General features: G+C 38.6%; 19 protein-coding genes. 3 read left to right on the forward strand and 16 right to left on the reverse strand.

Annotated features, from left to right (window positions below):
• Nucleotides 1–28: 28 nt before the first annotated feature.
• From mtnP to rpsP, 15 genes are all read right to left on the reverse strand, one after another.
• Complete coding sequence (mtnP, locus tag B7C41_RS07720; protein ID WP_085298216.1) at nt 29–877, reverse strand: S-methyl-5'-thioadenosine phosphorylase; 849 nt, start codon at nt 875–877, stop codon at nt 29–31.
• Nucleotides 871–1,311, reverse strand: a complete 441-nt coding sequence (locus B7C41_RS07725; protein WP_085298217.1) for an arsenate reductase ArsC — start codon at nt 1,309–1,311, stop codon at nt 871–873. The genes mtnP and B7C41_RS07725 overlap by 7 nt, the downstream gene beginning before the upstream one ends.
• A gap of 8 nt (nt 1,312–1,319) precedes the next feature.
• On the reverse strand, nt 1,320–2,237 hold the full coding sequence (locus tag B7C41_RS07730) for a radical SAM protein (RefSeq protein ID WP_235839644.1): 918 nt from the start codon (nt 2,235–2,237) through the stop codon (nt 1,320–1,322).
• Nucleotides 2,237–3,319 (reverse strand): methyltransferase domain-containing protein, encoded by a 1,083-nt coding sequence (locus B7C41_RS07735; RefSeq protein WP_085298219.1) that lies wholly within the window; start codon nt 3,317–3,319, stop codon nt 2,237–2,239. Before B7C41_RS07735 ends, B7C41_RS07730 begins: the two co-directional genes overlap by 1 nt.
• Complete coding sequence (locus B7C41_RS07740) at nt 3,312–4,052, reverse strand: TIGR04282 family arsenosugar biosynthesis glycosyltransferase (RefSeq protein WP_143764327.1); 741 nt, start codon at nt 4,050–4,052, stop codon at nt 3,312–3,314. The genes B7C41_RS07735 and B7C41_RS07740 overlap by 8 nt, the downstream gene beginning before the upstream one ends.
• A gap of 41 nt (nt 4,053–4,093) precedes the next feature.
• Complete coding sequence (locus tag B7C41_RS07745) at nt 4,094–4,933, reverse strand: DUF547 domain-containing protein (protein WP_085298221.1); 840 nt, start codon at nt 4,931–4,933, stop codon at nt 4,094–4,096.
• Nucleotides 4,921–5,664 carry a glycosyltransferase family 2 protein gene (locus B7C41_RS07750; protein WP_085298222.1) on the reverse strand — a complete coding sequence of 248 codons (744 nt, stop codon included), beginning with the start codon at nt 5,662–5,664 and terminating at the stop codon, nt 4,921–4,923. The genes B7C41_RS07745 and B7C41_RS07750 overlap by 13 nt, the downstream gene beginning before the upstream one ends.
• A complete protein-coding gene (locus B7C41_RS07755) occupies nt 5,657–8,011 on the reverse strand; it encodes an NAD(P)-binding domain-containing protein (protein ID WP_235839645.1) in 2,355 nt (784 codons plus the stop codon). The genes B7C41_RS07750 and B7C41_RS07755 overlap by 8 nt, the downstream gene beginning before the upstream one ends.
• Nucleotides 8,012–8,061: 50 nt before the next feature.
• A complete protein-coding gene (locus B7C41_RS07760) occupies nt 8,062–9,306 on the reverse strand; it encodes a glycosyltransferase 87 family protein (RefSeq protein WP_158089097.1) in 1,245 nt (414 codons plus the stop codon).
• 152 nt (nt 9,307–9,458) lie between these two features.
• Complete coding sequence (locus B7C41_RS07765; RefSeq protein ID WP_085298224.1) at nt 9,459–10,961, reverse strand: glycosyltransferase; 1,503 nt, start codon at nt 10,959–10,961, stop codon at nt 9,459–9,461.
• Between the two features lie 80 nt (nt 10,962–11,041).
• Nucleotides 11,042–11,902, reverse strand: a complete 861-nt coding sequence (locus B7C41_RS07770) for a hypothetical protein (protein WP_085298225.1) — start codon at nt 11,900–11,902, stop codon at nt 11,042–11,044.
• A 640-nt stretch (nt 11,903–12,542) separates the two neighbouring features.
• The gene (gene rplS, locus B7C41_RS07775) at nt 12,543–12,896 is read right to left on the reverse strand and encodes a 50S ribosomal protein L19 (protein WP_085298226.1); all 354 of its coding nucleotides are present in this window, start codon (nt 12,894–12,896) and stop codon (nt 12,543–12,545) included.
• A 12-nt stretch (nt 12,897–12,908) separates the two neighbouring features.
• On the reverse strand, nt 12,909–13,736 hold the full coding sequence (gene trmD, locus B7C41_RS07780; protein WP_268875398.1) for a tRNA (guanosine(37)-N1)-methyltransferase TrmD: 828 nt from the start codon (nt 13,734–13,736) through the stop codon (nt 12,909–12,911).
• 1 nt (nt 13,737) lies between these two features.
• Nucleotides 13,738–14,268, reverse strand: a complete 531-nt coding sequence (gene rimM, locus B7C41_RS07785; RefSeq protein WP_407919551.1) for a ribosome maturation factor RimM — start codon at nt 14,266–14,268, stop codon at nt 13,738–13,740.
• A 28-nt stretch (nt 14,269–14,296) separates the two neighbouring features.
• Nucleotides 14,297–14,545 (reverse strand): 30S ribosomal protein S16, encoded by a 249-nt coding sequence (gene rpsP / locus B7C41_RS07790; protein WP_085298228.1) that lies wholly within the window; start codon nt 14,543–14,545, stop codon nt 14,297–14,299.
• A gap of 312 nt (nt 14,546–14,857) precedes the next feature.
• Here rpsP and B7C41_RS07795 point away from each other — a divergent pair, with 312 nt between their 5' ends.
• Nucleotides 14,858–15,826 carry a DMT family transporter gene (locus tag B7C41_RS07795; RefSeq protein WP_085298229.1) on the forward strand — a complete coding sequence of 323 codons (969 nt, stop codon included), beginning with the start codon at nt 14,858–14,860 and terminating at the stop codon, nt 15,824–15,826.
• 74 nt (nt 15,827–15,900) lie between these two features.
• Here the strand turns inward: B7C41_RS07795 and ffh are convergent, their stop codons facing one another.
• Nucleotides 15,901–17,298, reverse strand: coding sequence for a signal recognition particle protein (gene ffh, locus B7C41_RS07800; RefSeq protein ID WP_085298230.1), 1,398 nt, complete (start codon nt 17,296–17,298; stop codon nt 15,901–15,903).
• Between the two features lie 210 nt (nt 17,299–17,508).
• Between ffh and B7C41_RS07805 the strand changes: the two genes are divergently transcribed.
• Both B7C41_RS07805 and B7C41_RS07810 read left to right on the forward strand, forming a co-directional pair.
• Nucleotides 17,509–18,594: an SO_0444 family Cu/Zn efflux transporter gene (locus B7C41_RS07805; protein ID WP_235839646.1), complete on the forward strand. Its 1,086-nt coding sequence runs from the start codon at nt 17,509–17,511 to the stop codon at nt 18,592–18,594.
• Nucleotides 18,595–18,699: 105 nt separating this feature from the next.
• Nucleotides 18,700–19,500: a cytochrome C assembly family protein gene (locus tag B7C41_RS07810; protein WP_085298686.1), complete on the forward strand. Its 801-nt coding sequence runs from the start codon at nt 18,700–18,702 to the stop codon at nt 19,498–19,500.
• Nucleotides 19,501–19,525: the final 25 nt, after the last annotated feature.

Here is a 19,525-nt window from a genome sequence, read left to right on the forward strand (position 1 = left end):
CAGATGACTTTTATTGATTGCAACTCAGCTAAGAAGATAACACTTTATATAATGATACTTGCTGGTCATTCATAGCTTCAATAGGCGTTATTAGCGCAGATGAAAGTGCTACATTACAACCACTGCTGCATTGTGCGTCAATACCTTGTATATAAGCTGCCAATACTGTTTTAGCTTTAGCCAAACTTTCGCCATAGCGACTGATCACTTGCTCAACAGTTACATGCTGACTTGAATCTTCTTGCCAACAATCATAGTCAGTTGCAATACCAATGGTGCAATAACAAATCTGTGCCTCTCTCGCTAAAAAAACTTCAGGCACATTAGTCATACCGACTAGGTCACATTGTGCTGCACTTTTAAGAAACAAACTCTCTGCCTTGGTTCCCAAACGTGGGCCATCAACACAGGCGTAAGTTTTATCTCGATGAATATCTACGCCACATGTTTTACCTGCTGATGAAATGGCATCAGCCAATGCATTACAAGTTGGCTCCGCCGTAGAAACATGCGCAACTAATCCTTGTCCAAAAAATGTTTTCTCGCGCGGCGACTTAACAAAGTCAAAGTATTGGTCTGCAATGGCCAAATCGCCTGGTTTAATTTCTTGCTGTAAACTGCCAACCGCCGACAATCCAATAATTTGCTTAACACCTAATTTTTTCAATGCCCAAATATTTGCACGATAATTAACCTCTGAAGGCAGCAAGCTGTGATTACTACCATGGCGAGGTAAGAATAGAATTTCTTTATTACAATACTCACCACGGATAATAGCTGCAGATGGATTGCCATAAGGTGTTTCGACATGATGCTCTTCAATGACTTTTAAACCATCAATGCTATATATTCCTGTACCGCCAATAACTGCTAACATAACTGCTCCTTTTTATTAATTTGCCTTGGCAATGAGCTGACCCAAAGTTTAATTTCATCTCGAACTTTTCGATAATAAGACAAGGCTTCTTCAGGTGTATTTGCTTGTTTAGCTAGCTTAGGTGGATCATCAAACTGACGAACAATAACATTCGTTTTGGCCGAAAAAGTTGGACAATTAGTCGCTGCATGCTCACAAACTGAGACAACATAATCGAACTCGTTGCTACTAAATTCATCCAACTTTTGAGATTGGTGCCCACTGATGTCGATACCAACTTCTTTCATAACCTTCACAGCCGATGGATTAAGACCGTGCGATTCAATACCTGCCGAATAGCTATAAAATTCCTCGCTTAGTAACGAATTGGCAAAACCATGCGCCATCTGGCTGCGGCACGAATTACCTGTACACAAAAATAAAATAGACTTCATAGTTTCCCTCACATTTCACTGCAACTAGCACCTAAGGCAAAACAGCTATAGCACCGGTGATGTTTTAAATTAATAGTTTTAGTCATACTTTTTGCCAATGTTGTAGCTAAAAAGTAATCGTCATCATCATCAACTAAAGTGCAGGCATAAACCTGCATCCCATCAGTTTTTTTAATGATCATTTTAGAGTTCGCGCACATATAATTTTCACGCTGTTGCTGCGTTTGATACTTTGTCATACAGCTAATAGTGATGTGAGGAACATTACTTATAGCGCCAGGCGCCAAAAAATCAGGAAATGCCACCATATGCATACTTAATGGCAAGCCATTAAGTGCGAATAATGCTTGATATTGCCGCTCAACCACGGAGGTGTCTTCACCCTTAGCCATGTGACGTGCCAGCGATATATTAAAACCTTTATTGTGTAATAAACGTAAACCAACAAAAGCTTTAGCAAAGTTACCTTCACCACGGCCCATATCATGCTCACGTTCAATAGGCGAGTCGATGCTAACGCGAAATGAAACTGGATGCTGATTTTTAATTTGTAGCTGTACCAGTGCATCAATACGCTTAATCAAAGGTTCAGTACCATTAGTGAGCACTAAACAGGGTCTGAATTTTGAAGCGTAATCAAGAATTTTAATGATATCTTTCGCTAAGAAAGGCTCTCCACCTGTAAAAGAAAATTGCTCAACTCCTAGAGCAAGTGCTTCATCAATGAAAGGCTTAACTTCTTCAAATTTTGGCGTCAGTAATCGCTTATCTGAAGGACTAGAGCCTTCCAAACAAAAACCACAAGCTAAATTACATTTGGTGCCGGTATGAAACCATAATTCTTTAATTGAATGTGGCTTAATATAACCTCGGGGATCGCCTAAAGGTGTAAACTCCCAGTTATGTATGCGGTTTGAATGATTCACTAACAACAGCTCGATTCAATTTTCGGTGCTGGTGCGCAACAACTTGCACTTAACGCATCTTGCTTTAGCTCATTCGCGAAATCAAATATTTGGTTATTGGCTGTAAACAATCCTGCATGCTTATCAAACGTTCCTTCGAAATTAAAATGGTTTGAGAAGCGAGACTGTTGCAACGTACGCCATGTATTACCACTAACTTTTGTTTTTTTCTGCGCTATAAAGCACGTGCTACCATCGAAATTCCATTGCGCTTCATGATTTTCAATCGTACCTAAATACGTAACACTTTGGCCATAATCTTGTGCATCAGTTTCCAGCTCTACAGTCTTAAACAAACGATATGTTGCCGAGGTGAATCTTACATTGCCTAAGCGTTCAGTTAACTCCTCGTTATCAATAGTAATGGCGCGACTATTAACTAACCTTGGCTCCACAAAACCAACAGTTTTAGCAAGGTTTTCAAAATCATTCCAGTATAATGCTCCGCTTAAGCATTCTCCATAAAGCAAAGGATCTGCTTTTAAATGCTCTGGTACACGCTTGTCAGCGTAAACATCTGAAAAATAAATTTCGCCACCCGGTTTTAAAATGCGGTAAACTTCGCGTAATACTGCATGTTTATCTGGGCTTAAATTAATCACACAATTTGAGATAACCACATCGATGCTGTTATCACTGATGTTTAGCTCATCTAGCTTCTCTATATACCCTTTTAAAAATTGAGTATTGGCCTTTTTGTAGCCAAATTTTTCACGATGATATTCCACATGTCTATTAGCCACAGCTAACTGCTCATCGGTCATATCGACGCCGGTTACACTACCGTATTCTCCAACCATTTGTGCAATGGCATAACAGTCTCGCCCAGCACCGCAACCCAAATCTAATACATCGCAGTCTTTTAGTAATTCTGGTGTAACCAAGCCACAGCCGTAATATCTTGCCATAACCTCATCGTGAATATTAGCAAGAACTTGTTTGACACTTGACGACAAATTATCGTCGGTGCAACATGCGTTAGTTTGCAAATCTTTTGATCCTGTTAATACATTCCCGTAATATTCTTTAACAACGTTATGCATGGCAAACACCTCCTAATGAAGCAAATAATTGATTAATAGTAATAAGTAAAGCTTGTCTTGCAGGCCGGTGATCGTTTATTAAATCTCGTTTCAACTTTTGAATATCGGCAACATAATCAATATCATAGCCTGGCATTGAATAGTGCACACTTAGCTTCTCATGACGACAGGCCTGCGCTAATGCTTGTGATAAATATTCTGTGCTCCAAGGTAGTGCAGAGATATCTGGCCAAGGCACACTGTTGGCCATAACAACCACTCCACCATCTTCAGCATGGCTTAACACCACGTCATATTCGCTAAGTGCAACTTTCACATCCTGATAATGCAAACTATTAAGTACGGGAGCATCAGTACCTATGATTACTATATGTTGATGGCCTTGTGCTCTAAGCTCGTGATCAACGTGATTAAGCCGCTGACCTAAATTACCCGAGACGCCTGCAGGCAATTGGGTCACCACTTGTGCATTTTCGTTTAACATCTGAGCCCATTGCATATCAGCTTCATCTGAACAAGCAATAACAACTGGACCATCCCAAGCTTGAATGTCTTCAACAGCGCAAGCTAATAAACCTTGAGCAATGATCAGAGCACTCTCAGCACTAATCATTTCTACTAAACGTTGTTTGCCTTGATTTAACTTAGGACGCTTACAAAACATCACTAACGTCGGCAGAGTATTGAATACAGGTGCTAAATCATTCGTTGGTGTATCTTGTCTATTCGACATACTAACAATGCTCAATTTATTATGACTTTCATTAAAGGACCTTAAAGAACCGCATTCAATTTCCAGTTGTAATTAAATTCAGTAACACCGCTAAATTTTTCTAGTTTTTTCTTTAACACTGGTGAAGCATATTGTTTCAAGTGGGCTATTAATTGCTGTTCATCATGCCCAAAATCAGCAGAAAACCAACTATAAATACTCGATAACATTAGTGTTTTACCAACAACATTAACGCCCTTACTTTGATTAATAAAACGCTTTGCCGCACTATCAAGCTGTTGTTCAACTTCCTGACCTGTTAAAGGCGTAAGCGGCAAATCTGGACAACCAATGCTTGCACAGTTAATAACATAATGAATACGTTTGTCCTGCCACAAACCACGTAAAATTCCATGCTCTATTTGATTAAGCGTCAAAGGCTGTTCAGCTATATTGGCAAGAGTAATATTCCAAGGCCCAGTAATACTGCTGCCAATGTCTTTAATTGATTTAATCGGATAATGTTTCAGAACAATATCAATAGTTAGTGCGTTATATAAATTCACCCAATACGCTAATTGTTCGTTTTTATGATAATCTCTTGGGTCAATACTTTGCAGATGTTGTAAATAGAGTCGCATCTCCACTTTATCCGCCTCAGTAACTCCTTGATAATTGAATGTTCGAACGCCTTGATTACCATCACCAGACAAATACTTGCTCAATATTTCAGCCCAGCGTGCATGGTTTATAACCTTCTTACTACTTGTATTACTCTTTTGCCAAAAGGAAATGGCATTTGGGCTAATTGTTTGATACAACAGATAGGCTTTAACGCCCACGGCAATTAAAACCACAGCCAAGACAATGACAGTAAACTTGAGCTTGTTCACTCGTAGCATTTTTTATACTGCTTAATAATCTGATTTCGTCTCAAAAATAGCTTAGCGATCATCGATAAAATACCAATACCTGCATTAATCGAGCCTGACAATGTGCCACTAATCTTAGATTCTCCAATACGTACCTTTGAGTCGACACTATATTCATTTACTTTCATACCACAGATAATCGCCTTGACTTGCATCTCAACCGTCCAACCAAAGGACTTATCTTTCATTTCAATAGCATGCAATGAATCGCTACGCATAGCCCTAAAAGGTCCTAAATCCGTGATTTTCTGCCCCCAACACAATGTAATCAAGTGACTTGACAGCCAATTACCAAACATTTGAGGCTGTGTTAATGCTCCTCTTTCAATATGTCCTAAAGTACGAGATCCTATAGCTAAGTCATCACCATCAATTATCCCATCAAGCAGCGATATTGTTTGTGCGATAAAACATGAATCATCTCCATCAACAAATAGCACAATGTCACATACCGGCAAATTAGCCATAGCAGTTAAACATGCAATGCCATAACCTGGAGTGTCTTGTCTAACGACTTTCGCACCAGCAAGTGTAGCAACACTTGCTGTACTATCAGTTGAGCCATTATCACAAACAATCACTTGATCAATTACTAGCTCATCATCTCGTGTTAATGCTATTAAATCGCGTACGACAATATCAATGGCTTTTTCTTCATTCAAAGCAGGGATAATAGCGACCACAGATTGGCATCTATACATTTTTAATCTCAATTATTTCAACATTTTTAAAACGTTCTGCTATTTGTACAGGACTAGCAGCTAAAGAGTCTTTGCGAATAACATCGCCTGTTTGACGATTAATTTCAGCAAAACTTAATGTCCCAGTAGGACACGTTTGTACACACGCTGAACATCGTACACATTGTGGATCTGTCATCGGTTGGCCTTTACTAGCAAAGGCCATTACATCAATACCTTGATGACAAACACTTGTACATTGATTACAACTAATACATTTTGATTTTTCACTGGCAATGGCAAAACGTCCAAACCGACTATAAATATGCATTAACGCAGCAAGAGGACAGGCAAAACGACACCATGTACGGCCGGAGTACTTAAAATACAGACCGAAACCTAAAATACCAGCCAATAAAATATCGACAACCCACTTATAACTAAAGGCATTTACCAGTTGATAATCTTTATTTTCACCCTTAAGGAAAAGACCAAACATTTGATTCATCCAGGATTCAGGGTAGGCCCACCCCAAAACACGGATGATAAGCAGAACAACAGCAACCAATAAAATAAGCTGCCCTAGCATATTAAATTTATTCCATTTAGCACCATGTGGCATCTTATGGCGTTGTTGATCACCCATGGTTTCAGCCATAGCACCACAAGAACAAATCCAGCTACAATAAGCGCCTTTACCCCACTTAACTACTATTAATGGAATAATAACAAAGGTTTGAATTGCACCGATTACCAGCCAAGCCACTTGCGGAGTATCGGTAAAAACAGTGTAAACCCCCAACGGCCAAGCAAAAATAAAACTATACGCATGCCAATATGCACGAGGATGCCCCCACTCTGGCCAGGTATGCGCAGCTAATTCTTGAGCTGAGATGTAACTAGGAAAAAGGGCATCTGCAAAGCTTTTCCCCATACCAGCATCAAAAACACCGTTATAGCCAAGTAATGGCAATATGATTTCTGGCAGCAAGAATAGTGGGAATAGTTGAATTAAAAATAAGACGGTCGTTTGCACCGTCACATAAGGAGTTCTGCGCCGCTTAATTCGTTGCCAACCGAAAATTCCGATTAATAAGGTATAAAGAACAGTATAATAAAACGAGCGACTTTTTAACGAAATTGCGACTGTACCTATAAATGTACTACGGTCATTAACTTGCTGCTGCCACCATTCACCAAGCCCAGCAATCAATGTCGGCATTTGATCAGGATATGCAAAAGTTCCCCAGAACGAATTTAAAAAGCCATAACCTTTCCAATCATAAAGTGCTGTTAACGCGACTAAAAACATAACAAAAAATAGCCACCCCGACCAACTACTTTCACCACTGATATTAATTTTTGAACGCCTAAAAAAGTCCAACGGAGCCTCACGACCGGTAGCTAAAAGCACATAGTCATTATCTAGTGTTTCCGCTATATCATTACTACTATCAAGCACGACAGCATTAGGTGAAATATCGTTAACTTCAGTCGACATTTTTAAGGTGATTTTATTATCGTCAACAAGTTGCTGCACTTGCTCTATATTCTCAGCTTTTGCTCGGGTAAAAACTTTTTTACGATAAGATAATGTTACTGCAGATCCCTCATTCGCTGTCGCTATCGCTGCTTCTAATGCGCTATCGCCACCACCTACAATCAACAGTTTTTTGCCTGAATAATTTTGAGCATCAATAAAGCGGTTAGCGACTTTAGCTAGATCTTCGCCATTAACATTAATTTTCCGATAATTACCAGAACGGCCAATAGCGACAATAACACGGTGTGCGGAAAGAATTTCGCCATTTTCACAAACAACATTAATCAGACTTCCCTTCTTAGCTACATGACTTACCTGGACTATTTCAGTAATAATTTCTTGTTCATTAATTTGCTGCTTGAGTTCAGAAAGTAAGTTTTCTTTATGGGTCACCTTACTCGAAAACTGAAGTTCACCTGCGGGTGTCATTTGAGTTGGATAGGTATAAATAGGCTTCTGATTCGGGAAGTTTTCAATAGTTGACAACGGTTTATTGGCTTCTAACAGCCTAATATTTAGTTGCTGGTTTTTCGCTTCAATTGCTGCAGCATAGCCACTAACACCGCCACCAACAATCACTATATCAGCAACATTAGTTTGTTTTTCACGTGCATTAAAGCTGGTATCTTCAATGATACTCTTAACCGCTTTTGCTCCGGTATCAGATGAAAACTTAAGCAACGGTACACCGGTTAAGTCTCCAACAACATAAACGCCTTTTATGTTAGTGGTGCCATCCGCATTTACTAACGGTTGTTTTTCAACCGTTTGATCTGGCCATTGCCCATGGAGCCAATAATAGTAATTTTTAATCGCTGAAATCATAATAAATCCAATAAGTGTTCAAGTAACAAAATGATGCTTTACTGCACATTTCATACAAATGCTGACTTTTCTGTTTGTCCAATTCTTTGCTTAAATAACGCGTGATAGCAATATCGCCCTAAAGCTAAAAGAGCAGATAATTGTAGTAGGCCAATTAACCATATTGGCCACTGGGCTGGTTGCCATACTTGACAACAAATAAACTGATTAATGACTTCATAAGTCAGCGGCATTAGTAATGTCCACATGATGAGGTAACGATTTGGATAAAGAGCCATTAATGGTACTAGAGGCATCAAGTACCAAGGAAAAATTACAGGGCTAATAATTAATGGTAGCGCGATAACCAGTTGCAGAGAGCCAAATAACAATTCTTTATTATTCGCTAGTGTCCATCGATGACACCAGCAAACATAAGCTACTAAACTGCAAACTAACGCTGAAAACCCTACCATCACAAACAATATTTCTTGACCAGATAAAATAGTATCTAGGACAGTAAATAATGGAGCAGCAAAACGCCATTTTTCAAAAAATATCGCGATACTTCCAACGGGATGTAAACCAAAATCAATTGCTAATACATAGACACTTACAACAGCCATTAAAGCACTAATAAATAAACTAAATACCTGCTTAAAGTTTTGCAAAGTAAAGGTTAACGGTAGTAATAGCATGACTGGTAATAATTTTATTGATGTGCCCAAACCAATAACCAAACCAGCTCTAATTATCCAACCCCGTTGCCAACAGTAAATGGCACCAATAATAGCCAAAGTTGATAACGCATCTAGGTGTAATCCCACGCTTGTTTCTAAAATGAGTAATGGCGACAAAGCTACTAACGCAAGATGTTTGAGTTTTTTCTCACGCTGTAAGACTTTAGCTGTCAACCACAACGTCAACAAACTCGCTGTCAATAGAATCAATTTCCAAGCAGCGACTGCATAGGTAATACCAGCTGCAGCTGCAAGCGAGAAGAAGGCTAACGCTAACGGAGGGTACAAAGTGACATATTTTGCATGTTCAGCGGGAGGTTCCCATGTCTCACGTAATAACTTAAGCTCAGGCGCATCATGGCTTATGCTATAGGGATCAAGCCCTTCAACAACAATACGCCCATCAAACAAATAACGATCAACATCATTCGATGTGTAAGGCTCAACACTAAACATTAACAACCGAACAATAACTGCAAAAAATAATATCCAGCAGTGATCTTTTACTTTATTTGATTGAGGGGATAACCGCCATGCCAATAGCATTAGCAGCGCCATCACACTATATTGTGCCATGGTATAATACCCCGTAGCACTTGCTTGATAACTCAAAGCAAAGGTAGGTATGTAATAGCTCAGTATGCTCAAAGCTAATACGCCAATGACACAGCTATAAAAAAGCATCTTATTTCGCATGCGATTAAAAAAATACGACAAAGGCTTTATCATTACTTAGACAATTGATAGTGATTGTAAAAACTATGGGCTGCGGAGGTAACAAAACCAACAGTTAATAACAAAAGAAAGGGCAACATAAACCAATGCTGATGACTAACAGCCCAAAGCAGTACAATGGCATAAATGCCAGCAATTAAAAATTCAAAAATAGCCCCTTTGGGTGCAGCCGATTTATAACGCGTAACGGATATTGGGCTAACAGCAGATGCTGAATTATCAATACCCACTTTAGTTTCATTTTGCAACTCACCAGTTTTAGGTGTTCTAACAAACTCACTTTCACGTCGCAATAAGGCCTCTAAACCAGCTTTTGAATTATTAATAGCCAATTGAATACCTAACATGACTAAATTTGGCACTTTAATTAACGCTCGACTTTTCGAACGATTAAGTGCTATTTGTCCCCAGTAAAGATAAATTAAGTGGCCACCTGATGACATTAATAATAATGGGATATCAAGCCACCAAATATTTAAATAGTCGTATTTATCACGTAAAAACAAACTAGGTACTAAAAAGAATAAGGTATCCACCAGCATAACAAAATAGGCAAGGTTGTTAGATAAGTGAAAAGTAGATTCTATTTTTTTAGCTAAAGATATTTTTGCTTTCCACACCGTAGGCAACATTTTCATCATGACTTGTACACCACCTTTAGCCCAACGATATTGCTGAGTTTTAAAGGCATTCATATCTGCAGGTAATTCACCGGGGCATGGAATATTGTTTAGGTAAACCATCTTCCAGCCAGCTAATTGTGCTCGGTAACTTAAATCTAAATCTTCAGTTAGTGTATCAGCACTCCAATGCCCAGCATCAATAATGGCTGATGTACGCCAAATACCGGCGGTACCATTAAAGTTAAATAGCATCCCTGAAGCACTGCGCACTTGCTGTTCGATACTAAAATGCGCGTCAAGCATAATTGCTTGAGTTTTAGTCAACAAACTACTTCGTCGATTTAAATGCTCCCATCGCAATTGCACCATAGCAATATTAGGCTGGGTAAAGTAATTAATACTATTAATCAATGTATCCGGATGAGGTATGAAATCAGCGTCAAAAATTGCAATAAATTCACCACTAGCCGTATTCATCGCTTCTTTTAAGGCGCCTGCTTTAAAACCTTCTCTATTAGTGCGCTGAACATGATCAATATCCACACCTTGAGATCGGTAATAAGCAACACGTTCAGCAATCAAACCAGATGTATCATCAGTAGAGTCATCAACTATTTGAATTTGTAAACGATCACTTGGGTATTGCAATTTAACAATTGAGTCGACAATACGCCTGGCGACCATACGTTCGTTATATAATGGAATTTGAATCGTTACTTTCGGTAATTGACTGAATTTTTCAGGTGTTTTAGCCTCATACTTACGATAGCGAAACCAACGAGCAACCATCGATAAACGATGTAGGCCAAATAAACATAAAATAAATAGCAGTATAAAATGCACTACTATAATAATTGAACTTAACACTGACATCGTTTCTAAACCTACTCTTTAACATACATTTTCAGCCACTCTCTTTCGAAGTGGTAACGAATTTTTCAAACAACCTCAGTTTAAAAAACCTTGGTCAGTCCCAGCTCAAATCGATTACCTTTTAATATATTGTCGCCATAGATTTCACGGGTATAAGTAACTTCAACGCCATAGCCTTTTAATGCACTATTTTTATCAAAGTTCCAGCCTGTTGTTAATTCAAGCTTTCCTGAGTCAAACTCAAATGGATTAGATAAATTATCAGCGTTTACAGTTACTGCATCAGAATTATTTGCGCTTAAAATACCATCTAGTTTTGTTCTAAAATAAAGATTTTCATTAACGCTAAAGCCATACTCTAGCAGGTAACGATATTCGTCCGACGGAGCACCTTGGCGTAAACGATAGCCAAATTCTGCTCCAAAATAACCGTATTCATTCAAGCTTCTTCCAATAAGAACCTTAGCTTCATAATCGGTTTGGTTATTGCCTAACCCATCATCACCGTCATATAAAAATGGGGTTTTTACTAAGAATGAGGTTGAAACAACAAAGGGATTCGCTTGCCACTGATAACGAACACCTATTTCAGTATCACCAAAACCGCTAGCACTGTTTGTACCTGATTCAGTATCTCGTTGGTCGTAAGATTGGTTTAAAAGTGAGCCGAATAAAGCGAAATTGTCACCTAAACCATATTCTCCATACAGTGAAGCACTAGTACTTTTGAAATCTATCAATGTAGGGTTTAAACCATGGTAATCTTCTGCTGTATAAGTGGCGAAACCTAACTTCGCATAACCAGCTCCTTTTTCCCCAACCCATGCCCCTGCATTTGAACTTAAAGAAAATAGCATAGCTGAAGCTGTAACGACTGCAGTTACTAGGAGAGGAAAATTACGCTTAGAAGCATTACTATTGTTTACGAAAGTATTATTCATATCACTCACTCTTATTGAAATCTCGTTGATGTAGCACTTATTATTTTAATTCTTTACTGTGCTAAATATTTTCATTTAGCTCAAAGGACTCTAAGTTAAATGTTCAAAAGACAGATAACAATAGCCATAATTCGACTTAACTAAATCGTTATTTTTTCGTTATAATTTCGTTAGAAAATATAATGATTTGTTATAAGAACTAAGTTTTGAAAAATATATTTCATTTGATCAGGCATTACTTACCCCCTCCTTAACCATGTTACGTTCTTTATTACATTGATTAAGTTGGGTAAGAATTGACAATAATAGCAATCAGTATAAAAAAGAGAGCACTGTCCGATAATTTAAAGACTTGCGGGGCCAGATAGTAATTTCATATAAATTAAAATGTAGGAGCGTAACACTGACTAATAGCTGATTTTATGGTTTAAAACACTATCCTTTAGCTCTGAGCGAGCCTAAATATGTGCAGCTATTCGCACTTTGATAGTAGGTAGGGAAGCATAAGAACGTGCAGAAAGTATTTTTCAAGTAAGGTAACGTGAAAAAGTAAATGTAATAGCTGTATCGACAAAAAAACCTGTGTGGTTGCCCACACAGGTTTTTCAAGCTGCTAAGAAATCTTCTAATTAAAGAGAGATTATCTTTTTGCCAATTTCTCTTTGATACGTGCAGAGCGACCTGAACGTTCACGAAGATAGTAAAGCTTAGCTTGACGTACATCACCGCGACGTTTGACTTCAATTGAGTCAACGATTGGGCTATGTGTCTGGAATACACGTTCTACACCAACACCGTTCGAAATTTTACGAACAGTGAATGCAGAATTGATGCCGCGGTTTTTAACAGCGATAACAACACCTTCAAATGCTTGAAGACGTGATTTATCACCTTCTGTAACTTTTACTTGTACAACAACAGTATCACCTGGGCGATATGCTGGTACATCTTGCTTCATTTGTTCAGCTTCAAGCTGCTTAATAATATTGCTCATAATACCTTCTTCCTAGAGTTCACAGTCATCAGTAGCATTTTTGTTATCAGCCTTTATAGCTTTTAACATTTTCTGCTGCTCTGCTGTCAGAGCTAGGTTAGTTAATAATTCTGGTCTTCTAGTCCACGTTCTTTCTAAAGACTGATATTGGCGCCATTGCCTTATGTGTTCATGATTACCACTTAATAGCACTTTTGGAACGGATACCATTTCATTTTCAGAAACTTCCATTACCTCTGGCCTAGTGTAATGCGGACAATCTAATAAACCGTCAGAAAATGAATCCTGCTCAGCTGATTGTTGATGTCCTAATACTCCAGGCACAAAGCGTGCTACGGCATCAATTACGTTCATAGCAGGTAATTCCCCACCACTTAATACGTAATCTCCGACCGACCATTCTTCATCTATTTCAGATGCAATAAGTCGTTCATCTATACCTTCATAACGCCCTGCTATAAATATCAGGCCATTATGTTGTGCTAGTTCACGTACACCAGCTTGGTCCAATTTTCGTCCTTGCGGCGACAAATAAATAACCTTAGCTTTGATGCCTTCAAGTTCTGCAGCTTTTTTTGCAGCTTGAATAGCATCTCGTAACGGTTGTACCATCATAAGCATGCCAGGTCCGCCGCCGTAAGGTCGGTCGTCCACTGTACGATGTTTATCATGAGTAAAGTCTCTTGGATTCCACTTGTGAAATTCAATTAAGCCATTACGAATCGCTCGGCCTGTCACCCCATACTCAGTAATTGCGTCAAACATTTCTGGAAAAAGGCTTATCACCCCAATCCATACTTTCTTATTGCTAAGAGCGCTTGTTGGTACACTATTACTCAAGTTAGAAACCTGGGTCCCAGTCAACACAAATTTGTTTATTTTCAGCGCTAACTGAAAGAATAACTTGGTCCATTAAGTAAGGGATTAACCTTTCTTTTTTACCAAAACCATCTTTTAAATTAGCTTTAACAACCAGTACGTCGTTAGCGCCAGTTTCCATGATATCGGAAACCTGACCTAGGTTGTAACCTTTGTCAGTAACTACGGTCATGCCTAATAGATCGCGCCAATAAAATTCACCTTCAGGTAAATCTGCTAACACATCTTCGCTGACAAATATTTCTGATCCAACAAGCTTTTGGGCTATATCACGATCATCAATACCGGCAACTTTAACAACAAGACCATTGTTATGTTTACGCCAATCGGTAATTTCTACTGATTGTATATTATTCCCTAATTTTAGCGACCAAGGGAAATAGTCGAGTATGGCTTCTTGATCATCTGTGAATGAATGAATCTTCAACCAACCTTTGATACCGTAAACTGCGCCTACTTTACCTAAGGTGACTTCTTTACCAATAACTTCCACAAATAACTCCTAAAACCTACCAGGTTAATTAAGCTGCTTTTTGAGCATCTTTTACTAACTTGGCCACACGATCAGATACTGTTGCACCCTGACCAACCCAATGGTTGATACGGTCTAGGTCTAAACGTAATGCTTCTGCTTGACCTTGAGCTGTTGGGTTGAAGAAACCTACTTTCTCGATGAAACGACCATCGCGAGAGTTACGGCTATCTGCAACAACAACCTGATAGAATGGACGCTTCTTTGCGCCGCCACGAGCTAAACGAATGGTAACCATATCGTCCTCTATATAATGTTAGTGTTAAAACGAATTTTCCAGACATTTCCTGTCTACAAGCGACAGAAAAGCTCGCGTATTCTACGCTTTTTGAGCAACAAATCAACCTTAATAGTTCTAGTTGCAATAAAATGTTCAATATTGATACTTTTAATGAGCTGAAAGCTGTTTAAGCAAATAAATGCTTATTCACTCATTTTTTTAATATCCTCACGCTGAAATCACCTATATACTCCCGCGCTTTCAAATAGTGTCGCAAATAAGCCGACATTAGCTATCTATATATCATCTAGAATAAGAGCCGGATTTAAAATGACCCAATTGGCAAACAGCAGTGCAAAAGGTTTAATGTTGGCATTAACTACCGCAATCATGTGGGGACTATTGCCATTAGCATTGAAGTCAGTATTAACCTTAATGGATGCCTACACCATTACTTGGTATCGTTTTGCCTTTGCCGCTTTTTTCGTAGCTCTATTACTATCAGCCAAAAGAAAATTTCCGGTCACAATTTTAAAGCAGCCTAAAATCATCAAACGATTATTCTTTGCGGCAATTTTTTTAAGCCTAAATTATATTCTTTATCTTAGTGCATTATATTTCGTCCCCGCAGAAACAGCACAAATGTTAATTCAAATGGCGCCATTTTTGATGATTATTGGCAGTGTTATCTTTATTAAGGAAAGTTTCAGTAAAGGCCAGATGGTAGGCTCATTAGTTTTAGTTAGCGGTCTATTAATGTTTTTTAATCAACAATTCTTGGCTAATACCGTTATCGATAATGACACCTTCATTGTCGGCTTTTTTGTCATGTTAGCAGCCGCAATTACTTGGGCAGCTTATGCCATTATGCAAAAAAAGATGTTGCGTTATTACAGTTCAAACCAAGTAATGTGGTGTATTTATTTGCTAAGCGCCGTATTCTTCTTACCTTTAGCCAGCCCGAATCAAATTGCCTCATTAGACTTAAATGCCTTGCTGTTACTCATTTTTTGTTGTGCTAACACCTTAATTGCCTATGGTACTTTTGCCAAGTCACTTGAATATTTACCAACATCGCAAGTTAGTGCAACTTTGGCAGTAACGCCATTATTAACGGTATTATTTGCCACTATTGCCGAATATTATTGGCCACAACTCTACCAAGCTCAACATTTGAATTTACTGGCCTATATTGGCGGTGGCATGGTGGTATTAGGTTCAATGCTAACAGCACTCGGCGATAGAATATTAAGTAAAAATAATATCAACGCGATAAAACGGTGCTTTAGTTCACAATAATAACCATTGGGATATGATTAAAAAAAGCAGCTAAAGCTGCTTTTTTATACTAATAATTTTTCTAACGAAATAGTTTAGCGACCGAACATTCCGCCGCCGCCCATTCCGCCACCGCCCATGCCACCAGGAGGCATCATGCCTTTCATTGAGCGCATCATTTTCTGCATGCCGCCCTTACCAGACATTTTCTTCATCATTTTCTGCATTTGAGTAAATTGCTTCAATAACTTATTCACATCTTGAATTTGTGTACCTGAGCCGGCTGCAATTCGACGTTTACGTGAACCTTTAATCATATCAGGACGTTTACGCTCTGCTGGTGTCATTGAATTGATCATCGCTTCCATACGCACGGTAAGCTTGTCATCCATTTGGCCTTTAACTTGTTCAGACATGTTACCCATGCCTGGTAACTTATCCATTAAGCCCATCATGCCGCCCATGCTTTTCATTTGCACTAACTGGTCACGAAAATCTTCTAAGTCAAAGCCTTTACCACTTTTGACTTTTTTAGCTAACTTTTCAGCTTGCTTACGGTCAACTTTTTGCTCTACTTCTTCAATTAAAGAAAGTACATCACCCATACCTAAAATGCGTGAGGCAATACGGTCCGGATGAAAAGGCTCTAGTGCTTCAATTTTTTCACCAACACCCATAAACTTAATAGGTTTGCCAGTAATATGACGAATAGATAACGCTGCACCACCGCGAGCGTCACCATCAGTTTTCGTTAAAATAACACCCGTTAATGGTAGAGCGTCATTAAATGCTTTTGCGGTGTTAGCAGCATCTTGACCTGTCATGGCATCGACAGTAAATAAGGTTTCAATTGGGTTGATGGCTTTGTGTAAGTCTTGAATTTCAGCCATCATGTCGCCGTCGATATGCAAGCGACCGGCAGTATCAACAATTAACACATCAAAGAAGTTTTTCTTAGCATGATCAATCGCTGCATTAGCAATATCAATTGGCTTTTGCTTAATGTCACTTGGAAAAAAGCCAACATTAATTTCTTCTGCTAACGTTTCAAGCTGTTTAATAGCAGCTGGGCGATAAACATCAGCACTGACGACTAGTACTTTTTTCTTCTCGCGTTCAGTTAAAAACTTAGCCAATTTTGCCACTGAGGTGGTTTTACCTGCACCTTGCAAACCCGCCATTAAAACTACAGCTGGTGGCGCTGCTTTTAAATCAAGCGCTTCATTTACATCACCCATCGCCGCTTCTAGTTCTTTTTGAACTATTTTTACGAACACTTGCCCTGGCGTTAAACTTTTCGAGACATCTTGGCCAACAGCACTTTCTTTAACTTTAGCAATAAATTCACGAATAACAGGTAAAGCAACATCAGCTTCTAACAATGCCATGCGTACTTCACGTAAAGTATCCTTTATATTGTCTTCAGTTAGGCGGCCACGGCCACTAATATTTTTTAGCGTTTTCGTTAAACGATCGGAAAGATTTTCAAACATGGATGACTCTAATAATGGCTAAGCGCAAATAATTGACTCTATTATACCCGTACAAATAATTAGCGAAAGTAGAAGTTGTAGATTTAAGATAATGACATTATTTAATAAAACAATAGTAAGGAAAGCAAAAAAGCTTGAATTCAGATCAATATTCGGAAAAAAAACTATGGTAAACTGTTGTTAATTACGTCACTTTTTTTGGAAATAAGTGTGAGTACCTTCATTTTATTTTTTGATAACCTATTACAGCTCAGTGCTGAAGCTAGCCCTTGGCTGATATTGGGGCTATTGATTGCAGGATTAATGAAAGCCTGGGTACCAAGTAAAATTTTAAGTCGTCATTTAGGTCACGGTAAGAGAGCCATTATTAAAGCAGCCTTAATTGGGGCGCCACTACCTTTATGTTCATGTGGCGTTATTCCAGTTGCTACCGAATTACGACGTTCAGGTGCCTCAGCACCTGCAACTTCTGCATTTTTAGTAGCCACCCCAGAAACTGGTGTTGATTCTGTTTCTGTTTCCTACGCTTTACTTGGACCACTGTTAGCTATTTATCGGCCAATAACCGCGATATTATCGGCAATTTTTACCGGCATGTTAGTCGCAACATCGAAAGTTGAAGAAAAATCACCTGCAAATGAAACTAAAACAACCAGCTGCTGTGCAAGCGAAAATGTTAAGGCGAAAAAAGTCAGTCTGCCTGGGGAAAGTGACAGCTCATGTTGTGCCAGTAAAGTAGAGAAAAAAAGCGACACAGTTATAGAGAAAACGCTGATCGGCATTCGTTATAGCGCGACGCAATTAATCGATGATTTAATTCGCTGGTTACTTATTGGTTTACTGTTTGCCACCATTGTACGCACATTTGTGCCCGCTTCATTCCTCCTCAGTTATGGCAGTGGTTTAGCGGCAATGTTAGTAATGATTGCCATGTCAATTCCAATGTATATTTGCGCTACCGCTTCAACGCCTATTGCTGCAGGCTTTATTCTAGCGGGCATATCACCAGGCACAGCATTAGTGTTCATGATGGCAGGCCCTGCGACAAATATATCTACTTTGGGTGTTATCAAAAATGAAATGGGTACTGATGTTTTAGTTAAGTATTTACTTGGTATCGCTATTTCAGCAATTACCTTTGGCTTGTTGCTAGACTGGGGACTTAACTATTTTATGATAGATATTAGCCAACAAATGCAACACAGCCATGAATTACTACCTTATTGGTTTGGTTTAACATGTACTGGGCTTTTAGTTTTTTTATCAATAAAGCCTTTACGTAAACGTTTTATATAGAATAATCATAGTTATGGGATCTAGCTTTTATTCTGCTAGAATCGCTGCAATAGCTAGCTATGTTAGTTAATGTATGGACAGTTTTTAATTTTTTCGGAGCTCTTTGTGGAATTTTCAAGTATCAGTTCATTTACTGCCTTTGTATGTTATAGCATTGCTACATTATCAATATTATCTCGACTATTTCACCCTAAAGGGCCTAATTTAGTCATCACCTTAATTTTTGCCTGCCTAGCGATCATTTTTCATACGTTAGGCAGCACCCAGTTTTTGTTTGCTGATCATAGTCTAAACTTTTCATTACCGAATGTGGTTTCCTTGGTGAGTTTAGTTATTACTTTGGTGATATCAACCGTGGCATTACGCTTTAAAGTAAACTTATTGCTGCCGGTAATTTATGGCTTTGCCGGATTATGGCAATTAGGTATGATATTTATCTCTCCTATGGGCGGTATGGAAATTGTAGCCGATAAATTAGCGATGTTAAGTCACATTACTTTAGCGCTAATCGCCTACTGTATATTAGTTATTGCGACCTTATATGCCTTTCAAGTCGCTTATATTAATATGAAATTAAAAAGTAAAAACTTACAAGCAGTAAGCCAGCTCCCACCTTTGATGCAGGTTGAACGACAACTGTTCACTATTTTATTTTTAGGAAGTGTCTGCTTACTTGTAAGCCAAATTGTCGGTTTTATATTTCTTGAAGGTATGATTTCAAAAGAAAATGCGCATAAAACGATATTATCTCTTATCGCTTGCGCTATATACTTCACTACTTTATGGGGACATTTCAAGCAAGGTTGGCGTGGTCAACGCGTATTATTCTTAACAGTAGTTGCGACATTTATTTTAACTTTAGCCTATTTTGGCAGCCGATTTGTGAAAGAGTTTCTCTTATTATAGCTTTTAAGGTATAAGTTACTTTTAT

It is taken from the genome of Cognaticolwellia mytili, assembly GCF_002104475.1.
GTDB lineage: Bacteria > Pseudomonadota > Gammaproteobacteria > Enterobacterales > Alteromonadaceae > Cognaticolwellia > Cognaticolwellia mytili.